The organism is Luteimonas panaciterrae (assembly GCF_020511115.1).
GTDB classification, from domain to species: domain Bacteria; phylum Pseudomonadota; class Gammaproteobacteria; order Xanthomonadales; family Xanthomonadaceae; genus Luteimonas; species Luteimonas panaciterrae.
The window spans coordinates 253,113-270,646 of record NZ_JAJAVH010000011.1; the positions used below are offsets into that span (position 1 = coordinate 253,113).

At 59.1% G+C, this 17,534-nt stretch carries 15 protein-coding genes; 8 read left to right on the forward strand and 7 right to left on the reverse strand.

The window, feature by feature from the left end; translation table 11 throughout:
* Positions 1-53: 53 nt before the first annotated feature.
* Both LG367_RS14050 and gloB read right to left on the reverse strand, forming a co-directional pair.
* Complete coding sequence (locus tag LG367_RS14050) at positions 54-1,340, reverse strand: lytic transglycosylase domain-containing protein (protein ID WP_226469873.1); 1,287 nt, start codon at positions 1,338-1,340, stop codon at positions 54-56.
* Entirely contained in the window at positions 1,337-2,116 is a 780-nt protein-coding gene (gene gloB / locus LG367_RS14055) for a hydroxyacylglutathione hydrolase (protein WP_226469874.1), read from the reverse strand. The genes LG367_RS14050 and gloB overlap by 4 nt, the downstream gene beginning before the upstream one ends.
* 83 nt (positions 2,117-2,199) lie before the next feature.
* Between gloB and LG367_RS14060 the strand changes: the two genes are divergently transcribed.
* Genes LG367_RS14060 through dnaQ form a run of 3 tightly spaced genes read left to right on the forward strand, consistent with a single transcriptional unit; the run spans position 2,200 to position 4,021 of the window.
* A complete protein-coding gene (locus tag LG367_RS14060) occupies positions 2,200-2,877 on the forward strand; it encodes a methyltransferase domain-containing protein (RefSeq protein WP_226469875.1) in 678 nt (225 codons plus the stop codon).
* Positions 2,874-3,323 carry a ribonuclease HI gene (gene rnhA, locus LG367_RS14065; RefSeq protein WP_226469876.1) on the forward strand — a complete coding sequence of 150 codons (450 nt, stop codon included), beginning with the start codon at positions 2,874-2,876 and terminating at the stop codon, positions 3,321-3,323. Before LG367_RS14060 ends, rnhA begins: the two co-directional genes overlap by 4 nt.
* The gene (dnaQ, locus tag LG367_RS14070) at positions 3,323-4,021 is read left to right on the forward strand and encodes a DNA polymerase III subunit epsilon (protein WP_226469877.1); all 699 of its coding nucleotides are present in this window, start codon (positions 3,323-3,325) and stop codon (positions 4,019-4,021) included. Before rnhA ends, dnaQ begins: the two co-directional genes overlap by 1 nt.
* Before the next feature lie 48 nt (positions 4,022-4,069).
* Here the strand turns inward: dnaQ and LG367_RS14075 are convergent, their stop codons facing one another.
* The gene (locus tag LG367_RS14075; RefSeq protein WP_226469878.1) at positions 4,070-4,774 is read right to left on the reverse strand and encodes a PP2C family protein-serine/threonine phosphatase; all 705 of its coding nucleotides are present in this window, start codon (positions 4,772-4,774) and stop codon (positions 4,070-4,072) included.
* A gap of 881 nt (positions 4,775-5,655) precedes the next feature.
* Complete coding sequence (locus LG367_RS14080; protein ID WP_319004027.1) at positions 5,656-5,967, reverse strand: helix-turn-helix domain-containing protein; 312 nt, start codon at positions 5,965-5,967, stop codon at positions 5,656-5,658.
* Positions 5,968-6,373: 406 nt separating this feature from the next.
* Here LG367_RS14080 and LG367_RS14085 point away from each other — a divergent pair, with 406 nt between their 5' ends.
* From LG367_RS14085 to LG367_RS14100, 4 genes are read left to right on the forward strand one after another with little or no spacing between them, the layout of a single operon-like run.
* Complete coding sequence (locus tag LG367_RS14085) at positions 6,374-9,169, forward strand: RHS repeat domain-containing protein (RefSeq protein ID WP_226469879.1); 2,796 nt, start codon at positions 6,374-6,376, stop codon at positions 9,167-9,169.
* A 12-nt stretch (positions 9,170-9,181) separates the two neighbouring features.
* Positions 9,182-11,824 carry an RHS repeat domain-containing protein gene (locus LG367_RS14090; RefSeq protein WP_226469880.1) on the forward strand — a complete coding sequence of 881 codons (2,643 nt, stop codon included), beginning with the start codon at positions 9,182-9,184 and terminating at the stop codon, positions 11,822-11,824.
* A gap of 10 nt (positions 11,825-11,834) precedes the next feature.
* Entirely contained in the window at positions 11,835-12,299 is a 465-nt protein-coding gene (locus tag LG367_RS14095) for an SMI1/KNR4 family protein (protein WP_226469881.1), read from the forward strand.
* An 8-nt stretch (positions 12,300-12,307) separates the two neighbouring features.
* Entirely contained in the window at positions 12,308-12,613 is a 306-nt protein-coding gene (locus LG367_RS14100) for a hypothetical protein (RefSeq protein WP_226469882.1), read from the forward strand.
* A 384-nt stretch (positions 12,614-12,997) separates the two neighbouring features.
* On the opposite strand, the gene LG367_RS14105 is transcribed toward LG367_RS14100, so the two are convergent.
* The 3 genes from LG367_RS14105 to LG367_RS14115 all read right to left on the reverse strand — a co-directional run bounded on the left by LG367_RS14105 (position 12,998) and on the right by LG367_RS14115 (position 14,172).
* The gene (locus tag LG367_RS14105) at positions 12,998-13,135 is read right to left on the reverse strand and encodes a hypothetical protein (RefSeq protein WP_226469883.1); all 138 of its coding nucleotides are present in this window, start codon (positions 13,133-13,135) and stop codon (positions 12,998-13,000) included.
* Between the two features lie 16 nt (positions 13,136-13,151).
* Positions 13,152-13,538 carry a hypothetical protein gene (locus LG367_RS14110; RefSeq protein ID WP_226469884.1) on the reverse strand — a complete coding sequence of 129 codons (387 nt, stop codon included), beginning with the start codon at positions 13,536-13,538 and terminating at the stop codon, positions 13,152-13,154.
* 100 nt (positions 13,539-13,638) lie between these two features.
* Positions 13,639-14,172 carry a hypothetical protein gene (locus LG367_RS14115; protein WP_226469885.1) on the reverse strand — a complete coding sequence of 178 codons (534 nt, stop codon included), beginning with the start codon at positions 14,170-14,172 and terminating at the stop codon, positions 13,639-13,641.
* A gap of 628 nt (positions 14,173-14,800) precedes the next feature.
* Here LG367_RS14115 and LG367_RS14120 point away from each other — a divergent pair.
* The gene (locus LG367_RS14120) at positions 14,801-17,407 is read left to right on the forward strand and encodes a PriCT-2 domain-containing protein (RefSeq protein WP_226469886.1); all 2,607 of its coding nucleotides are present in this window, start codon (positions 14,801-14,803) and stop codon (positions 17,405-17,407) included.
* Positions 17,408-17,534 lie beyond the last annotated feature (127 nt).

Consider the following 17,534-nt stretch of genomic DNA (forward strand, 5'->3'; position numbering starts at 1 on the left):
GGAGCGCCACAAAGCGGAGGAGAATCGCAGGCTGGGGCTGGAACTTCGGTGTGTTATCTGGCGCTCGCGCCGGAGACCGACAGGACCTCGTCGATCTTCAGCACCATGCCCGGATGCAGCTTGCTGCCCATCGTGAGGTTGTTGCGCGAGAGCAGGGCGTCGCGGCTGAGGCCATAGCGCTGCGCGATGCGCCAGATCGAATCACCACGCCCCACCGTATGGGTGCGTGTGGGTGTCGCGGGTACCGATGCGGGATCGATCACGAGATCGGTGGCGGTGTCCGCATCGGCGAGTGTCGTCACCTTCGGTTCCTCGGGTTTCGGGGAGGGCGTGGCGGCGATGGTTGGGGTGGAAGCAGACGGTGTCGGTGTCGTGGCTGCGGCGGTGGTGGCGATCGGCGCCAGCACTCGCAGGTCACGGCCGCCGCGGACGATGCGGCCATCCGGGAAGACGGGGTTGAGCCGTTTCACGAGGCCGGCATCCGTGCCTTGCGCGGCTGCCCAGGCGTCGAGGCTGGGCATGCCGACGGGCAGGGGTGTTGGCGCCAGCACGGCGACCGGGCGGTCGAGTGCCTGCATCCAGCTTTCCTTGTCGTCGGCGCGGTCCAGCACGCAAGACAGGGCGTGCAGCTTGCGCACATAGCCCTGGGTGATGTCGGACAGGCCGACGAGCTTGTCGGGCTGCGCGTTCATCGCCTGCTGCCCGCTGCGCTTCAGGGCGCCGAGCAGGCGGTACTCGCCGGCGTTGAAGGCCATCACCGCCAGGCGCCAGTCGCCTGCGAACATGCCGTGCAGAGTCTTGAGGTAGCGCACCGCGGCCTGGGTGGATTCGACGGGAGACAGGCGGCCGTCGTAACCCGGGCGGATGGCGACGTCGTGATTGCGGGCGGTGAGGGCGATGAACTGCCACAGCCCCGCCGGGCCGGCACCGCTGCGGGCGCCGGGCTTGTAACCGCTCTCGACGAAGGGGATCAGCGCGTATTCGGTGGGCAGATGGGCCTGGCGCAGGGCGTCGACCACGTAGCCGAACAGGGCCAGGGAATCGCTGTCACTGGAGGCGAGCTGTTTCGGGGCGTTGGCGAAGTGGCGCTGCCAGCGCTCGCTGGTGTCCGGACCGCAGCTCGGGTCGGCCAGCCCTTCGCGGAAGCGGGCGTAGATCTCGCGGCCGTTGCGCATCGAGGCCGGCTGCGCGGGTGGCTGTGGTTGCGGCTGCGTCGCCGTGGGCGGCATCCCGGGGACGTCGGCGATGAGCACGGGAGCCTCGCCCGCGTTCGCGCCCGCACAGGCGCAGGCAAGCAGGACGCCGGCCGCGAGGCCGCGCAAGCTCAAGCCGCGGCTCATGCGCGGAATCCGTCCTTCCAGCGCCGCAGCGCGGCGAAGGTGGCGACACGGTCGCTTCCGGCCTGGCCTGCCTGGCTTTCGACGGCGGCGCGCACGCCGGGCGCGTCGACGCGCAGGAACGGATTGGTCTCACGCTCGACCGCGATCGTGCTCGGCAGGGTGGGTTGTCCGGCATTGCGCATGGCCTGGGCCTCTTCGATTCGGCGCAGGAGCGCCGGGTTGTCGGGTTCGACCACGCGCGCGAAAGCGGCGTTGGACAGGGTGTACTCGTGGCCGCAGCAGAGGCGGGTATCGCCGGGGAGGGCGGCCAGTCGGTCGAGCGAAGCCAGCATCTGCGCGGGCGTACCTTCGAACAGCCGTCCGCAACCGAGGCTGAAGAGGGTGTCGCCGGAGAACAGGAGCCCGTGGCCGCCGACGTCCGCGGCGTGGAACGCCAGATGGCTCACAGTGTGGCCCGGGACGGCGATGACCGCGAATTCCCAGTTCGCGATACGGACGCGGTCGCCATCCCCGACACGGCGGCTGGTGATGGCGATCCGGTCGTCCGCCGGGGCCAGGACGGGTAGGCCGGGCCAGCGCTGGCGCAGCGCGACCACGCCGCCGATGTGATCGTCGTGGTGGTGGGTGAGGAGGATGCCGACGGGCTCCAGGCCGTCCGAAACCGCGGCCAGGACCGGTTCGGCGTCGCCCGGATCGACGATGAGCGCGCGCCCGGCGTCATCGCGCAGCATCCAGATGTAGTTGTCGGCGAATGCCGGCAAGGCTTGCAACTGCATGGGGTGCTCTATTGGAAGGTCCGGCCATGGATGGCCGGGCTCTTGCGGAGGGATCCGCGTACGACTCCCGTAGAATTGCGACCATGCCCCCATCTCAATCCCCCGGTCAACCCGACAGCGCCGATAGCTGGTTCGGGACCCCACCGGGACTGATCCTGCTGGAAAGCGAGCAAGCCACCGTCGAACGGGCCGTGGCCGAGCGTCCGGCGCTGCCCTGGCTCTGGCTGGCGCCGCTGGTCCAACCCCTCGACATCGTCGGTCGCGGCCTCAAGCTGGCGGTATCCCGCGATGCCGACGGCAAGCAGACTGCCTTCTCCGGCGACATCCATTGCGGCCTGCCGCTGCCCCTGGCCAATGAGTCGATCGGTGTGGTCGTGCTTCAGCACGTTGCTCGGCCGGACGATGCCGGCCACGCCCTGCTGGCCGAGTGCGCCCGTGTGCTGGTCCCGGGCGGACGGCTGTGGCTGTTCGCCCTGAACCCGCTGGCCCCGTATCGCTGGCGCTGGCGCGGTGCTGGCTTGCGCGCTTCAGAGCCGCTGACCTGGCGCCGCCGCCTGCGTGCTGTCGGACTGGCGCCCGAGCCGGTCTCGCAGGGCATCGGGCCGAGCTGGAAGCCGCTGGTGTCCGAACATCCCCAGGACGGCCCAGGCCTGCGCGCGGCCTACGCCGTGCGCGCGGACAAGCGCAGCATGCCGCTGACGCCGATGCGCCGCCGCCTGCCGCTGCGGCTGCCCGGTTCCCACGGGGCGCCGGCGACATGAAGGAAGTCGAGGTTCATACCGACGGGGCCTGTCTCGGCAACCCCGGCCCTGGCGGCTGGGCGGCGCTGCTGCGCTACGGCACCCGCGAGCGCGAGCTGGCCGGCGGCGAGGCCATGACCACCAATAACCGCATGGAATTGATGGCCGCGATCGTCGCCCTGGAGACGCTGACCGAACCCTGCATCGTCGCGCTGACCACCGATTCGCAGTATGTGCGTCAGGGGATCACAGAATGGATGCCGGGCTGGGTGCGACGCGGGTGGAAGACCGCCGGCGGTGATCCGGTCAAGAATCGTGATCTCTGGGAGCGCCTGCACGCCGCTACGCTGCGCCACCGCATCGAATGGCATTGGGTGAAGGGCCATTCCGGCGATCCGGACAACGAACGCGTCGACGCGCTGGCGCGCGGCGAAGCCATCAAATGGAAGGAAGGAGTCAACGTCTAATGCGCCAGATCGTGCTCGACACCGAAACCACCGGTCTGGAATGGAAGAAGGGCAATCGCGTCGTCGAAATCGGCTGCGTGGAGCTGATGGAGCGCCGTCCCACCGGCCGCACCTACCATCAGTACATCCACCCCGATCGCGAGTTCGAGCCAGGCGCGCAGGAAGTCACGGGATTGACGCTGGAATTCCTGGCCGACAAGCCGCGCTTCGCCGAGATCGCCGATGCCTTCCTGGAATTCATCGACGGCGCCGAACTGATCATCCACAACGCAGCATTCGACATCGGCTTCCTCAACTACGAACTGTCGCTGCTGGGCGATCGCTACGGGCGCATGCACGATCGCGTGAGCGTGGAGGACTCCCTGGATCTGGCGCGCCAGCGCTATCCGGGACAGCGCAACTCGCTCGATGCCCTGTGCAAACGCCTGGGCGTGGACAACGCGCACCGCCAGTTGCACGGCGCGCTGCTCGACGCGCAGCTGCTGGCCGAGGTCTATCTGGCGCTGACCGCTGGACAGAGCGAGATCGGCTTCGGCAGTCCCGATGCCGAGGAAAAGCGCAGCGCCGGCATCGTGATCGCCGATGCGGCGCTCGGTCCGAGGCCGCGCGTGCTGGTGACCGAAGACGAACTCGCCGCGCATGCGGCCCGGCTGGACGTCATCCGCAAGAAAGCCGGGACTTGTCTCTGGGAGAGCTAGGGCACTCGGAGTTTGTGCGTTTTTCCCGGGATTCGCCGGGCGAGAGCGTTACAGCTTGCGCACCAGGACGACGGTGACGTTGTCCGAGCCGCCATGATCCAGCGCCGCGGCCACCAGGCCGTCCACGCATTCCTGCGCGCTGCACTCGGTGTGCGCGAGCACGCGTGAGATGCCGGGATCGTCGACTTCCTCGGTCAATCCGTCGCTGCACAACAGCAGCTGCATGCCGGCCGTGAACTCGCCGGACATGGTCTCGACATTCAACGATTGCGGATCGGTCACGCCCAGTGCCTGCGTCACCACGTTGCGCTGCGGATGCACGCGCGCCTGATCGACGCTGATCGTGCCCTGTGAAATCAATTCCTGCACGTAGCTGTGATCCTGCGACAGCTGCGCCAGCTTGCCGCCGTGCCACAGATAGACGCGGCTGTCGCCGACCCAGGCCACTTCGAAGCGTCCGTTGGCCACGCGCGCGGCCACGACGGTGGTGCCCATCGGCAACGCATCGCTGCGTCTGCGCGAGGCGCCGATGATCTCCTCGTCGGCGATGCGGATCGCCATCGCCAGCGGCTTGCCGTGGCGGATCTCGCGCACGATCACCTCGCGCGCCAGTGCGCTCGCGACCTCGCCGTATTCGTGTCCGCCCATGCCGTCGGCCACCAGCCACAGCCCCAGCTCGCTGTCGCCGTAATAGGTGTCCTCGTTCAGTTCGCGCCTGAGGCCGACATGGGTGAGGTGTCCAAACTCGATCATGAGTCGATCATGCGCGGCGATAGCGGTCGGTCAGTTGGGGGCGGTTCATCGCAGTGATGCAGTTTGCAGGCGCGTGCCGGTGCTGGCAACCGTGGCGTGTCCGCGAACGAAAAACGCCCCGTTCGGGGCGTTTTTCGCGACTCTGGCGGAGAGGGAGTCCGCTATAGATATGGCTGAATTGCCTAATTTATAGCGTTTTTATCAAATACTGCTTGATCATAACCATGATAATACCCATGATCAAAACTGCCCTGTTTTGTAGCGCATCCTTCAAAAATTCAGCCCTCAGCACGATTGTTCACGGCTTCACTAGTTGCTAGGGATGTTACTTGGTCGAGCATTACACTACGGGTCGTCGATAAGGTATGAACCTGCTGCGCAGGATCGCCAAGCGCTACGACTATTCGGCCCGAATGGATATCGCTGCACCATCGAAGGCGAGCAACCCAACAGCGCCGCGAATGATCATCATGCCGAGGATGGAGCGGAGCAGGCTAGCTTGGAAGTGGAGGAGAGAGAGCGGTAACCGATCGACCTTTCTTTCGGCGGCGTCCCACCCCTCACGGACTACCTCTTGGCCTCCTCCCATTCAAGGGGGCAATCGCCGCGCATCCATGCCCACTGCTCTTGCATTTCCTTGGATGCGTGGAACCAGCCTAGGTCGCCATAGAAGTCGTGTGAGATATGGCCGTAGGCACGGCAGAACGCCAGATCGTCTTCTGTTGCGAGCATGACACCCCCCTTGCGTCAGGCCCCCCTGCAATCCAAAGGCATGCTCCATGCCCTTGTAAGGCTTCGTTATTCGGCCGTTAGGGGATAGGACTGCGAGGCTCAGTCTATGAGACGGCCATCTCAAATAATGGCTTCCCAGAGCAGCAGCCTTAATCCTCGGGGAGCAAGTTGTATAGGTCAGACAGCGGCGGGAAAAAATCGCCGACATCACATTCCAACCCAACAGCGATCCGGGCAAGCGTCGGGACGGTGGGGGCGCGCTTGCCGTTTTCGATCATGCCGATATGGGCTCGGTCGAGGTCGATGCTATAGGCGAGCGTGTCCTGGCCAAGTCCGCGCATCTTGCGCACGGCCCGAATCCGCTTCCCCACTTCCTGCATGAGCGTAGGCCGCGACGGACTTTTCCGTTTCGGTGTGTCCTGCGCCCGTTTGGTGGTGGAGGAGGGCTTCTTCGTTGCCATTCCCAAACGGTAGGGTGTGCTGGTGAAACAACCTCTGTTAAAACTACCTCTGTTAAAACTACTCGAAACGGTCTAAGCTCGGAGTGACCCAGGGGAATGGATCACGCGCGCATTGCGCCATTTCAAGGGATGTGAATATGAAAATCACAAAACAAAATACGTAGCTCGGATTTTCCCTACAGAAACTGGGGCGCTCGTCTGACTGACTGTGAAATCAGACAGCGGCAATCTGCTAATCACCCCGGAAGCTCGCCCATTGATGCACCGCGCCGGTAGCGGATGCGCTCACTTGCTTCAAAAAAATGGGCGTCGCATTGAGCAAGCGGCAAAGCTGTGCCGGGGTTCTTACTCAACTTACGTGAAATCGGGCTCGCCGTTGCGAGTGGATCACTTGAAGGAATGGGGCATGAAACGTAAGAGTTATTTATTTGGCGTGATCGCACTTTTGTTTGGTGTGAATGCCAGCGCGCAAATGAACGTGGCAGAAGACTATGCGTCCTATCTCAAGGATGCCGAGAGTGTCGAACTACCAACGGAAGAATTCGGCGAGTCGATTGATCTCAAGTCGGGATGGGTGGACTTCAATATTGAGTTCGCGAACACCCCAGGAAACAATGATCTGAAAGTTTCAGCAGTCTATGGGTACCACTCAAAAGACAACGGGGCTAAGCCAGATTTCGATCTGGAGGAAGGCACGCCATATCTGACAGGAGTCTATAGTCGAGATACGGGTTGGGTCGTCGGAGAAACAAACAATTATTCAAAGATGCGGTGTTCCCATCCGGGAGTGGCTGCGATGGCTCCTGAAGTAGATAACACCGACGGCAAAGAGGGGAGTTTCTTCCCGGAAGAGTATTGGAAGGGCGTGCGCCTGGTTCTTCCCGGTGGTAGCGGTGGAATTCTGAACTCGATCGGCTCATCGGATACGGGCATCACAAAGCCGAGCACAGGCGGCCCTTACTACTGGGCAACCAACAGCAACTGGTTCTTCTCTTGCACTCTCATCGCAGAAGGAAGTGAGGGATTTGTTGGCATAGCACCGAACGGCGACAAATACTACTTCACTGTACCGAGCACCAAGACCGCACCATCGCTCAGAAAATACAACTATCTTGGGGAAACCGTCCTTCAGCGACTGGAGGTTAGGTTCTATGTGTCCAAGATTGAAGACCGTTTTGGAAATTGGGTGAAGTACACGACCAATGCGGATGGATCGCGCGTCGTGGAATCGAACGACGGGCGGAAGCTGACCTTTACGACAACAGCGGTATCGGGCTCATCTCAAATCATTTCGGTCACGGATGGGGTGAGAACGTGGACGCTGACGGACAACTACGATTCCGTGAATGGCAACAGTAACAACATCGAAGTGACGTACCCGGATGCATCGAAGTGGAAGCTTGTCAGAACCGGGACGATCACGAAGAACCCATTCTCTGGTAACTCATGCGGAAGCTACCAGAACCAGATGTATTCGGGAAACATCGATATCGAGGTGACATTGCCATCTGGAGCAAATGCGCTTTACGAATTCCAGCCGATACAGCTTGGATACTCCGATATGCCGTATGGATGCCACACGCCAGATATGGGGTTTGCAGCATCCAGTTCTGTAGATGCACCCAAGAGCGCTGAGATGGTTCGACCGATGGCGGGAGGCCCGACGATGGTTGTCGATAACCCGAACGTCACCAGTGCTATTGGGCTGATCAAGAAAACCGTGAGCGGTCCCGGCATCAGCACCGTCTCGTACAACTACGACTACGGACCCTTGAACAATTGCTACGCGAACCAAGGTGCGCCGGGGCAATGCACTTCAAGCTCTCCGACGACGCGGACTGTCACTGTCACTGAGTCCAGCGGGGATTACCGCAAGTATACCTTCGGGAATAAAACGTCTGAAAATGAGGGGTTGCTTCTCGCTGAAGAGGTGGGGCGGACTGATACGGGTGTCGCACAGAGAACGGTGACGCAGTGGAAGATCTTCGGCGCCATAGGCTTTCCTGAAATTGGTGGACTGAATACGAACTATTCCTTCTTGAGCACGCGTCGCGCACAGCCGCTTTCCACAACAATTACTAGAGACGGTGTTGACTTCACTAGAACAGTAAATTCGTTCGACGGATTTGCGAGGCCAACGAGTGTCACCAGATCAAGTTCGCTTGGCTATAGCCGTACAGAGGCGATCGCGTATCAGGACAACTTGGCGAAATGGACAATAGGCCAAGTCAAATCGATCACGTGTACAGCTCCAGAAAGTTGTGCCAACAAAGTGGCCTCGAAAACAGATTACGATGCAGTAACAGCGTTGCCTTTGAAGACCTATTCCTTTGGGGCATTGCAGAGGACATTAACGTATAACGCAGACGGAACACTCGCGTCCGCTTCTGACGCGCGGGATGGTACGTCACTCGATACGACCGTTAAGTACTCGGGATGGAAGCGCGGAATTCCTCAAACAGTGACGTATCCGGTAACGCCAGATCAGCCGGCGGCAGTTACGAAGACAGCGGTAGTCGACAACAACGGCTGGATCAGGTCAGTAACCGATGAGAACGGAGCGGGATACACCACGACCTACGACTACGACCCGATGGGACGGCTCAAGCTGATTGACTATCCCAACGGCGACAGTGTGGCGTGGACGAACACGACGCAGAGCTTTACGCCGTCTGCCGTGTCTTACTACGGGCTACCGGTGGGGGCGTGGTATCAGATCGTCGAAACCGGTAAGCGCAGGAAGGTAACGTTCTACGATGGTCTCTGGCGCCCGGTTGTCGAAGACACCTACGACAACACCAGCGACGCCATACGCGCCGAGACGAGAAGCATTGTCGTCAAACGCTACGACACGCAAGGCCGAATCGTGTTTCTATCGTATCCGGTACCTAGCCTCACGAGCTTCAATGATGCCAGCTTGAAGGGAACCACGACCAGCTACGACGCGCTCGACCGTTCGACCACAGTCAAGCAGGACTCCGAGCTAGGCGTGCTGACGACTACTACCGAGTATTTAACCGGCTTCCAAACGCGTGTCACTAATCCGCGCGGACAGAAGACAACGACCCGACATATGGCATGGGATCAGCCGACGACAGAGTTTCCAATCGCCGTGGACTATCCGGAAGGTGTGCAAACGGCGATCAAGCGCGATGCCTTCGGTAAGGCATTGGAAGTCACCCGTTCCGGCCCGGATCAGTAAGGAGCCACGACCATGAGAATCACTAAGACGATCCATACGATTGTGGGCCGGGATAGAAAGATTTCAGTTTTTGCGCATGACTGCGCCAAAGTGATCGCGCTGTCGGCTGCGCTGTTCCTATCCTCGACTTCTCTGGCCGGGGCAGCGGTTCTCGGCTATATCGACGGCATTACGCAGGTCGGCACGGACTACCTCCTCGGTGGGTGGGCATGCGATACCGGCGTCAATGCCTCCATCGATGTCCATGTCTACGTCGGTGGTCCTGCCGGGACAGGGACGGGCGTGGCGATTGCAACGGCCAACAAACCAAGTGAAACGGCGATTTCGACACGGTGCCAAACGACTGGAGTCTCCCATCGTTTCAGCATTCCGATTCCACTCGCGGTGCGCCGCGAGCACCAGGGCGAGACGATCTATGTCCACGGGATTTCGCGGAGCGGCGGATCGAATTTGACGATAGATAATTCCGGCGATTTCTTGGTGCCCGCACCTGTCTCCGTCACTCGTCGATACTTCTATGATGGGAACGAACGCCTGTGCGCGATGGTCGAGCCCGAGACGGGGACGCAGTTCTACCAATACGACACAGCCGGAAATCTAATTCGTACCATCCTCAGCACGCAGAGTGCGGTAGGGTGTTTGGTAGGTTTAAGCCCCGAGCCTACGATCGACCGTACATTTGATCAGCGCGGGCGTTTGAAGACGCTGACATTTCTGGATGGGAAGGGCGACCAAGCATGGACCTATACACCCGATAACCTGCCCGCTTCTGTGGCGGTGGTGAACCCGAATGTAGCCAATCCGACCAAGACGACCTACACGTACAACAAGCGTCGCCTGCTGACGGGTGAAGGGTTGAGCCATCTCGGCGGTACTTCTGCCTGGGGGGCGGGCTATGGCTATAACGCCAACGGCGACTTGAGCGTCATCACCTATCCAAGCGGCTTCTCTATCGATTACGCCCCCAATGCGCTTGGGCAGCCTACTAAGGCGGGCGCTTATGTCTCATCGGTGAAGTATCACCCTAATGGTGCAATCGCCAGCTTCGCCTATGGGAATGGCATCACGCATTCGATGACACAGAACATCCGGCAGTTGCCGGCCAAGAGCGTGGATAGTGGAGGGGTGTTGGATGACGACTACGGGTATGACAAGAACGGAAACGTCGACCACAAATGGGACAATGCGACTGGAGGTGCAAGTGGTCGCACGATGCAGTACGACGGCCTGGACCGACTCGTACAAGCATTCTCCCCGGCATTCGGTGGGGACAACTATGCGTACTACACCTACGATGGATTGGATAACATCCGAACGGCAAAGGCGCACGGCAACGACTATACCTACGCTTACGATGCGAAGTGGCGGCTGACCAATATCACCAATACAGTAGGCGGGGCGTCGGTCATTGGCCTGGGTTATGACGCTCGTGGCAATCTTGCCAACAAGAACGGGCAGACCTATATCTTCGACTACGGCAACAGATTGCGGAGCAGTGTCTCGCCGTCGTCGTATTGGTATGCCTATGACGGCCAAGGTCGACGTGTCCTAAGTTGTAGCCCGTCCGCTTGTAACTACCAGATGTACAGCCAAGCGGGGCAGTTGTTGATGACACAGGATGGTCGCGACAGCACGCGAACAGAGTCAATCTATCTTGGCGGCAGTCTCGTTGCATCGCACGAGTTGAACACGACTACCGGTGTTGTCACTGCCAAGTATCAGCATACGGATGCGCTCGGTAGCCCCGTGGCAACCACAGACGCAAATGGCAAAGTGACGGAGCGTAGCGACTACGATCCATATGGGAAGTTGCTCAACCGACCGCTCAAGGATGGTCCGGGCTATACGGGGCATGTCAGCGATGCAGCAACCGGGCTTAGCTATATGCAGCAGCGATACTACGATCCACAGGTTGGACGCTTCCTAAGTGTTGATCCGGTAACGGCGAATACAGGCACGGGAGGAAACTTCAATCGCTATTGGTATGCCAATAACAATCCATACAAATTCACGGATTCGGATGGCCGAGAAGCTGGGTGTGTAAATAATGGCTGCGGGATACAGGACGATCGATGGAACAAATTGGTTGCAACTCTAAAGAAGTTCTTTACTTCAAAAGAGTTCGCCGAGATGAGGTTGAATATGGCGATGGGAGCAGTCATCGTCACCGGCCCTGCTCGCGGAAACATCGCAGGCATGGAGCGGGAATCTATGGTGGCAGAACAGAGCTTCATGCAAGCAAGGGCACTGCAAGCAGCAAGAACTCCTCGTAATCCTGCGGCTTACAGTACTGCGTTTGAGATGCAATTAAGTCCGGCTGACTTTGGTAAAAATCGGTCTGTTCATTTCAATAGAGCTAACGCAGCACTAGACAACGCATTGCAGGCTGACAATGAGTTCGCCTCCATGATGCAAACACTTATACCGGGTGTTCAATCATCCGTTTCAAGTGTGGGTGGGCGATCGACACCCTCAGGGTGGACGTGGGAACATGCATCATCTTCTACAGCAGGAGGGCGCGTAGGAGTCATGCGCCTCGTCCCGTCAGAACAACACACCCCAGGTTCGGCTTGGTGGCGAGTCATTCACCCTGACCAAGGTGCAAGAGGAGGTTATTCTGAGTGGGCGATTCCAGCCGGTGCACCAAAGAACTAGAATGAGGCAGATGGACATCTCGGCATTGAACGTAAATGTGGGCGGTAGGCCAGTACTTGGTTACAAGGGGGATGGCTCCGTAATTCGAGAACTTGAGGCACTGGTAGGTGCCCCTCTTCCCGCTTCCTATCTTGATTTCATCCGAAGCGTGGATGGGGGGCATCCAGAGGTCGGTTGCTTTCCGGTTCCGGGAGGAGACTCCGAAAACTTGGTCGAGGTTGACTGGTTCTATTCGCTAGAAACGTCGGGCGTAGAAAAGCTTCGTTTTGCGATAGAGAAGTATTGCCCAACTCTTGGGCCTCAAACCCTGCCGATAGGCAGAGATGGGGGTGGAAATCAGTTCTATCTTTTGCTGAATTCAGAGCCGCCGTCTGTGTGGATTTATCTCCATGATGAAGGTGGTAAAAGAGTCAAGCTTGCAGACACGCTTGAGATGTTTTTATTTGGGTTGATCCTTAACCCAGATTTAATTTGAGGGTGATCATGGATAGATATGCGGGAAAGCCATTTCTTAGACTTGTTGAGTGCTACGTCTTAGAAGCGATTGGACAATTAGACGAAGCGCAGAGAGATAGTCTCAGGGAGATGGAACCCAAACTGAGAAATCTTTATGGGGTTCAGGGCTCTTGGATCGAAATTGTTTCATCGCAAATGGAATTCCCTCCGTCACTGCCAGCACAGATAAAAGAGATTTGGGAAAAGGGGCTGGTGCGAGCTACAGAGCAAGGAATGCAGGTCGATCCTAATGAGTTTGCAATGGCGTTCGTGGATAAAAATTTTCCAGCTTAATCGATAGCGGCAGATGCGGAGACAAAAGGCGGCTTTATGCCGCCTTTTGTGTGTTGAGTTCCTGGATTCCGCGAGCTATCTAGTGCTGTAAAGAGCAGAGGCTACTTTGTAGAATTGCTCTTATAACTTAGTAGGGGCAAGCGCTTGAGTAGTAATCCAAAAGAGACGAGCTTCACTGAAAACTGGTTCGATCACAACACCCCGTATTGGAGCGAGTGGCTTGCTTCTTTTAAGGGGAAGGGTGGGCTTCGGGCTCTTGAAATCGGGAGCTTTGAGGGGCGATCAACGATTTGGTTCGACGAGAACATCCTCACGGCGGGCGATATCTACCTCGATGGGGAGTTGGAAAGCATGGTGCGATGCCGTCGGCGATACCCCGTGTCTTCAGAAGGCTAGTCCTCCCAATCGGCCTGAAACACGGGCGCTGCCGGCGACCTGGGGCATGTCGAAGCCAAGGTCGCGAAAGACAGTGAGCGTCGGCGCCATTGTGTTATCTGTGCTGTAAATATTGATCTTGGCCATCAATGTGGGATCCAAGCTAGCTGGTCTCGCCAAATGATTTTGGTTCGGCCGGTTTCTTTTGCCGATACCAGCGCGCTGACGATGGGAGCAAAAGCAAGGCGATTACGCTGAGCTGGAGAATGCACACGCCGGCATAAACAACCTGATGCAATGGGGCGGTCATGTATACAATCCGACGCGAAAACAGAACGAGTCCGATCGCCAGAAGCACTATTACGAGCCAACGCGCCCAGTTCTGTCGTGCGTAGAGGGATATCGCAAGGCCGATGATGATTAGAATCCCGATGGCCACTGCAACGGCAATGGGAATCGAGTTCGGAAGCGTCCCTCTCAAGATGAAGCCAATGAAGAGTGCAGTGACCCGATTAGCCACGAACAAAAAAAGCGCGATCGAAACCGTCAATGGACGTTTCGGTTGCGATGAGTCCGACAACATGGCACTCGGAGGAGCGTAGGGGTTTTGTGTCATTGCCCTGTGCAAAGGGTTTGGGCTGAATTTGGTGTTAGCACCCGCTTGGTTCGTCGCGAGCCTTTGTTGCGATTGCGACCAGAGCAGGTTGTTGGATAATCGATACCAGCAAGGCGCTGTAGTTGCGCTGATCGCAATCCACTCCCGTTTGGTAGGACGTCAGGAGAGTGGCCACCTTGCCGGTGACATGGCGTGTCCGAGAAGCCGAGAGCGCTTCGCGTTGCGGTTGACTTAGAAATGCGCGAATAGCCTCATCCGTGTTCCTCAGCCATATCTCACGGACAAGTCCGCGCTCGGAATCATGCGGTAAGACTTGCTGGCTGGTTTTGTTGGGTTTCAGGGCTACCCGATAGTAGCCAAGGTAGCCTTCACTGCTAGGTTCCCAGAAGACTTCAAATGTCCCTGAGACATGCACATCGCCACTGAATGTCGTCTCGTTAGGCTCGATAACGCCGGCTCGCTTCAACGGAGACGGTCGATCGGATACAAAGCGGGTTGAGTCCTGCGCGGATGCGCCAAGTGCGAGAGAACTGATCAGGCCAAATATTAGAAGTTGAAGCTTGGTCATCAATCTCCCCCTGAATTACGTCGCGAGTGAATCCTGACTCGGACACCGTCAGCTTATGCAACTAAGCGGCACCCTGTCTATCGGAAAGCTCCTATAAATGGACGAGTTCCTGATCCCTTGGCCACATCTGCTAGAGGTTCCAGGCGGGACGTCACACGGCCCGAGACTACGCGGGCCAGTACTCGATACAACCTATCACCGAACTCCGAGGCTCCGTACTTCGGATCTCGATCTTCATGTCAACTCTTTAGGAGCCCCATAGGGTAGGGGCTTTGCCGATGCGCATCCCGCGCACATCGGAGATTCCCATGAACGCAGCCGTCACCAGCATCAAGCCGCCCGGGCGCCTTCAGTCGGGCCAAGCAGGGCATTGCGTCCGGAAGGCCAAGCGCCAAGCCACCGAAGGCATGAAGGCTGACCGATCTTGCGCAATTGAAGTCCGGGGCGGTGCGCCTGGGTCAATTTTGCCTGCTTTCTGGTTTGCACGAAAACGAACGGCGACGCACACCAGTGAACGTCGGTGGACAGTGGAAAAAATGAGACTGAGTTGACTATCCATCGACGAGTTTGACAGCCCGGCATTGTTCCGATTCGATAGGGCAGCACAACCCTCCCCCAAAGTTGTGCCATGCCCTCTCCATCCCCCTCCATTGGATCTAAGTTTCAGAAGCAAGCTGCCGTTCTGGTCGAGCGCGGCTACCAGATCATTCCGATCCCTCGCGGATCGAAGCGACCTGTATTGACGGGTTGGCAAAACCTTATCGCAACGCCTGAGATGGTGACTGCCTGGTCGGCGAACGACTACATCGACGGCAACATCGGCGTGCTGACGCGTGACACGCCGGCCGTGGATCTCGACATCCTCGACGATCGCTTCGCGTTGGAGATGGAGCTCTACGTAACCGATCTAGTGGGCTACGGATTGGTTCGTGTCGGTCGTGCCCCTAAACGATTGGTCCTGTTCCGCACCAACGTACCGTTCACCAAGCGCAGCAGTCCCTTCTTCGTTGACGGCGCCGGACAAAAGCATCGAGTAGAAATCCTCGGCACGGGTCAACAGTTCGTCGCCTACGGCATGCACCCGGACACAGGGCGGCCGTACGAATGGATCAGCCTGGAAGGAGAGCCGGTGGATCTAGATGCGGCCGAGTTACCGACGATCACTGCCGCGCAGGCCGATCAGATCGTGGTTGAGTTCTGCCGGCGCGCGCAGGCACGCGGCTGGACGCAACAGGGCCGCATGTCGGTCGACCGGGGTGCTGACGCGGACAACGATCCTTTCTTCAATCAGCGGCCGACGCTCGATTTGACGATCGAGCAGATCGAGGAAGCGCTGGCCGACATGCCCGACGCCGAGGTCTACGACACATGGGTCCATGTCGGTATGGCCCTCCACCATCAGTTCGGCGGCTCGGACGAGGGCAAGGAACTGTGGGATCGCTGGTCCTCGGCGGCGCACAACTATGATGCCGACGAGATCGAGGAAAAATGGGCGTCCTTCGGCCACTACCACGGTACGCCGATCACCTTCGCCACGGTGGTCAAGTTCGCCAAGGAGGCTAGGGAAAAACGTAAGGCGGAGGAACACAAACAGGCCTACGACGCCTTCGTGGCCGAGATCTCCGCGTGCGGTGACTTCACGTCACTGCTGTACGGTATTGCGCCGAAGATCCGGACGAGCGATCTCGATGACGCCTACCGAGAAGCGCTGGTCTCGCGCGTGCAGGCCCGCAGCAAGAAGCTCGGCGACAACATTCCACTGAAGCAGGTGCGCGCGGTGGTGACGCCGCCACGCGCGCCTGCGCTGGCGATTGCCAGCAAGAAGGATCTGGAACTGGCGTTGGCGCACCGTGTACTCGAACGCTGTTACGCGAACGGGGATCACCTGTGCCGGTTCGCTAAGCTCTGGTGGGCCTACGTGCTCGGCGTGTGGAAGCGGGAGGATGAGGAAGTGGTCGAGCATCACATCCAGGAAACGCTGATCGAACTGGGCGACGCCGACGACGAAGAACTCAAGGCGCTTTACAACCGCATGGACAATAGCCGGGGTGATCGGCTGACCCAACTAGTCACGACGCTCTCCAAATGCATCGGCCGCCTCCTCGTCACCAACAGCGACGACGATCCCCTGAACCTGCGCGCCTTCAAGGCGCCCCGGGTTATGAACTGCCTCAACGGGGAACTGTGGTTCGACCACGTGGGTGAGATCGCCTTCTCCGAGCACGATCCAGCGCACCGGCTGACAGCGCAACTGCAGTGCCATTACGACCCGACGGCGACCTGTCCGACCTGGGATGGGGCGATTCGTCGTGTGTTCCAGAAGTGCCAGGACCCGGAGGCGGTGATCCAGCACTTTTATGAAGTGTTCGGCTACATCCTGCAGTCCACGCGCGAGGCGGCGATCTGGGTGCTGTTTGTGGGGCCGGGCGGGAACGGCAAGTCGTTTCTACTGAATGTGATCAGCCAGATCATGGGCCGGACGGTCATGGGTATGTCGATCAGCGAGATCTCGGCACAGAAAAGCGTGCATTTCACCGAAGCACTGACCGGCAAGCTGATGCTGCTGGATGACGACCTGAAAATGGGTGCCGTCTTGCCCGACGACCTGTTGAAGAAGTTCAGCGAGGCCAAGCTGGTGACCACAGACCCGAAGTGGGGCGACCATGTGGAGATTACGGCCAGGACGGTAGCGGTGATCCTCGCCAACACGTTCGGTGCAACGGTGGATCTGAGTGAAGGGTTGCGGCGGCGCGCGATGATCTTCGAGTCCACGCACATCCTGACGGCCGAAGAGAAAGACCCTGCGCACCTGCGCACGATCCTGGATCAGGAGTTGCCGGGCGTGCTGAACCACCTGGTGGCCGGCTTCCAGCGCTTCCTGCGCCGCAACAGCACCTTCGCGCCGCCCGCCGACTGCCAGATGGCGAAGGAGCACTGGCAGATCGCATCGAACGCGACCATGCGCTTCATCAAGACTATGATCGAGCAGACTGGCGACCCGTCAGACCTCGTCCGGCCCATGGCCGTGAATACCCTCTACCAGCACTGGATGCGTCTGGAGGAGCACAACGCCCGGGTGCTGGGGCGCAACAATTTTTATGGGGCGCTGACCAGCGCAGGGATCCCCCGGGTCTGGCGTCATGGCATCCACTGCTTCTCCGGTATCCGGCTGCGCCCGTTGGAGGATACAGAATTTGCGGCCGTCGAGGACGACGGGTTGAGCGAAGGGCTGTAGCCGCGTATTCCCAGGGACAAGGCGCACATCGAATGTTCACAGGCCGGCGAGCGCGATCGCCGGCCTTTTTTGCGGCTGGAAATTCCCGGAAATTCCTCGGCGCTCTATTTTTGCCAGCACCAATTGG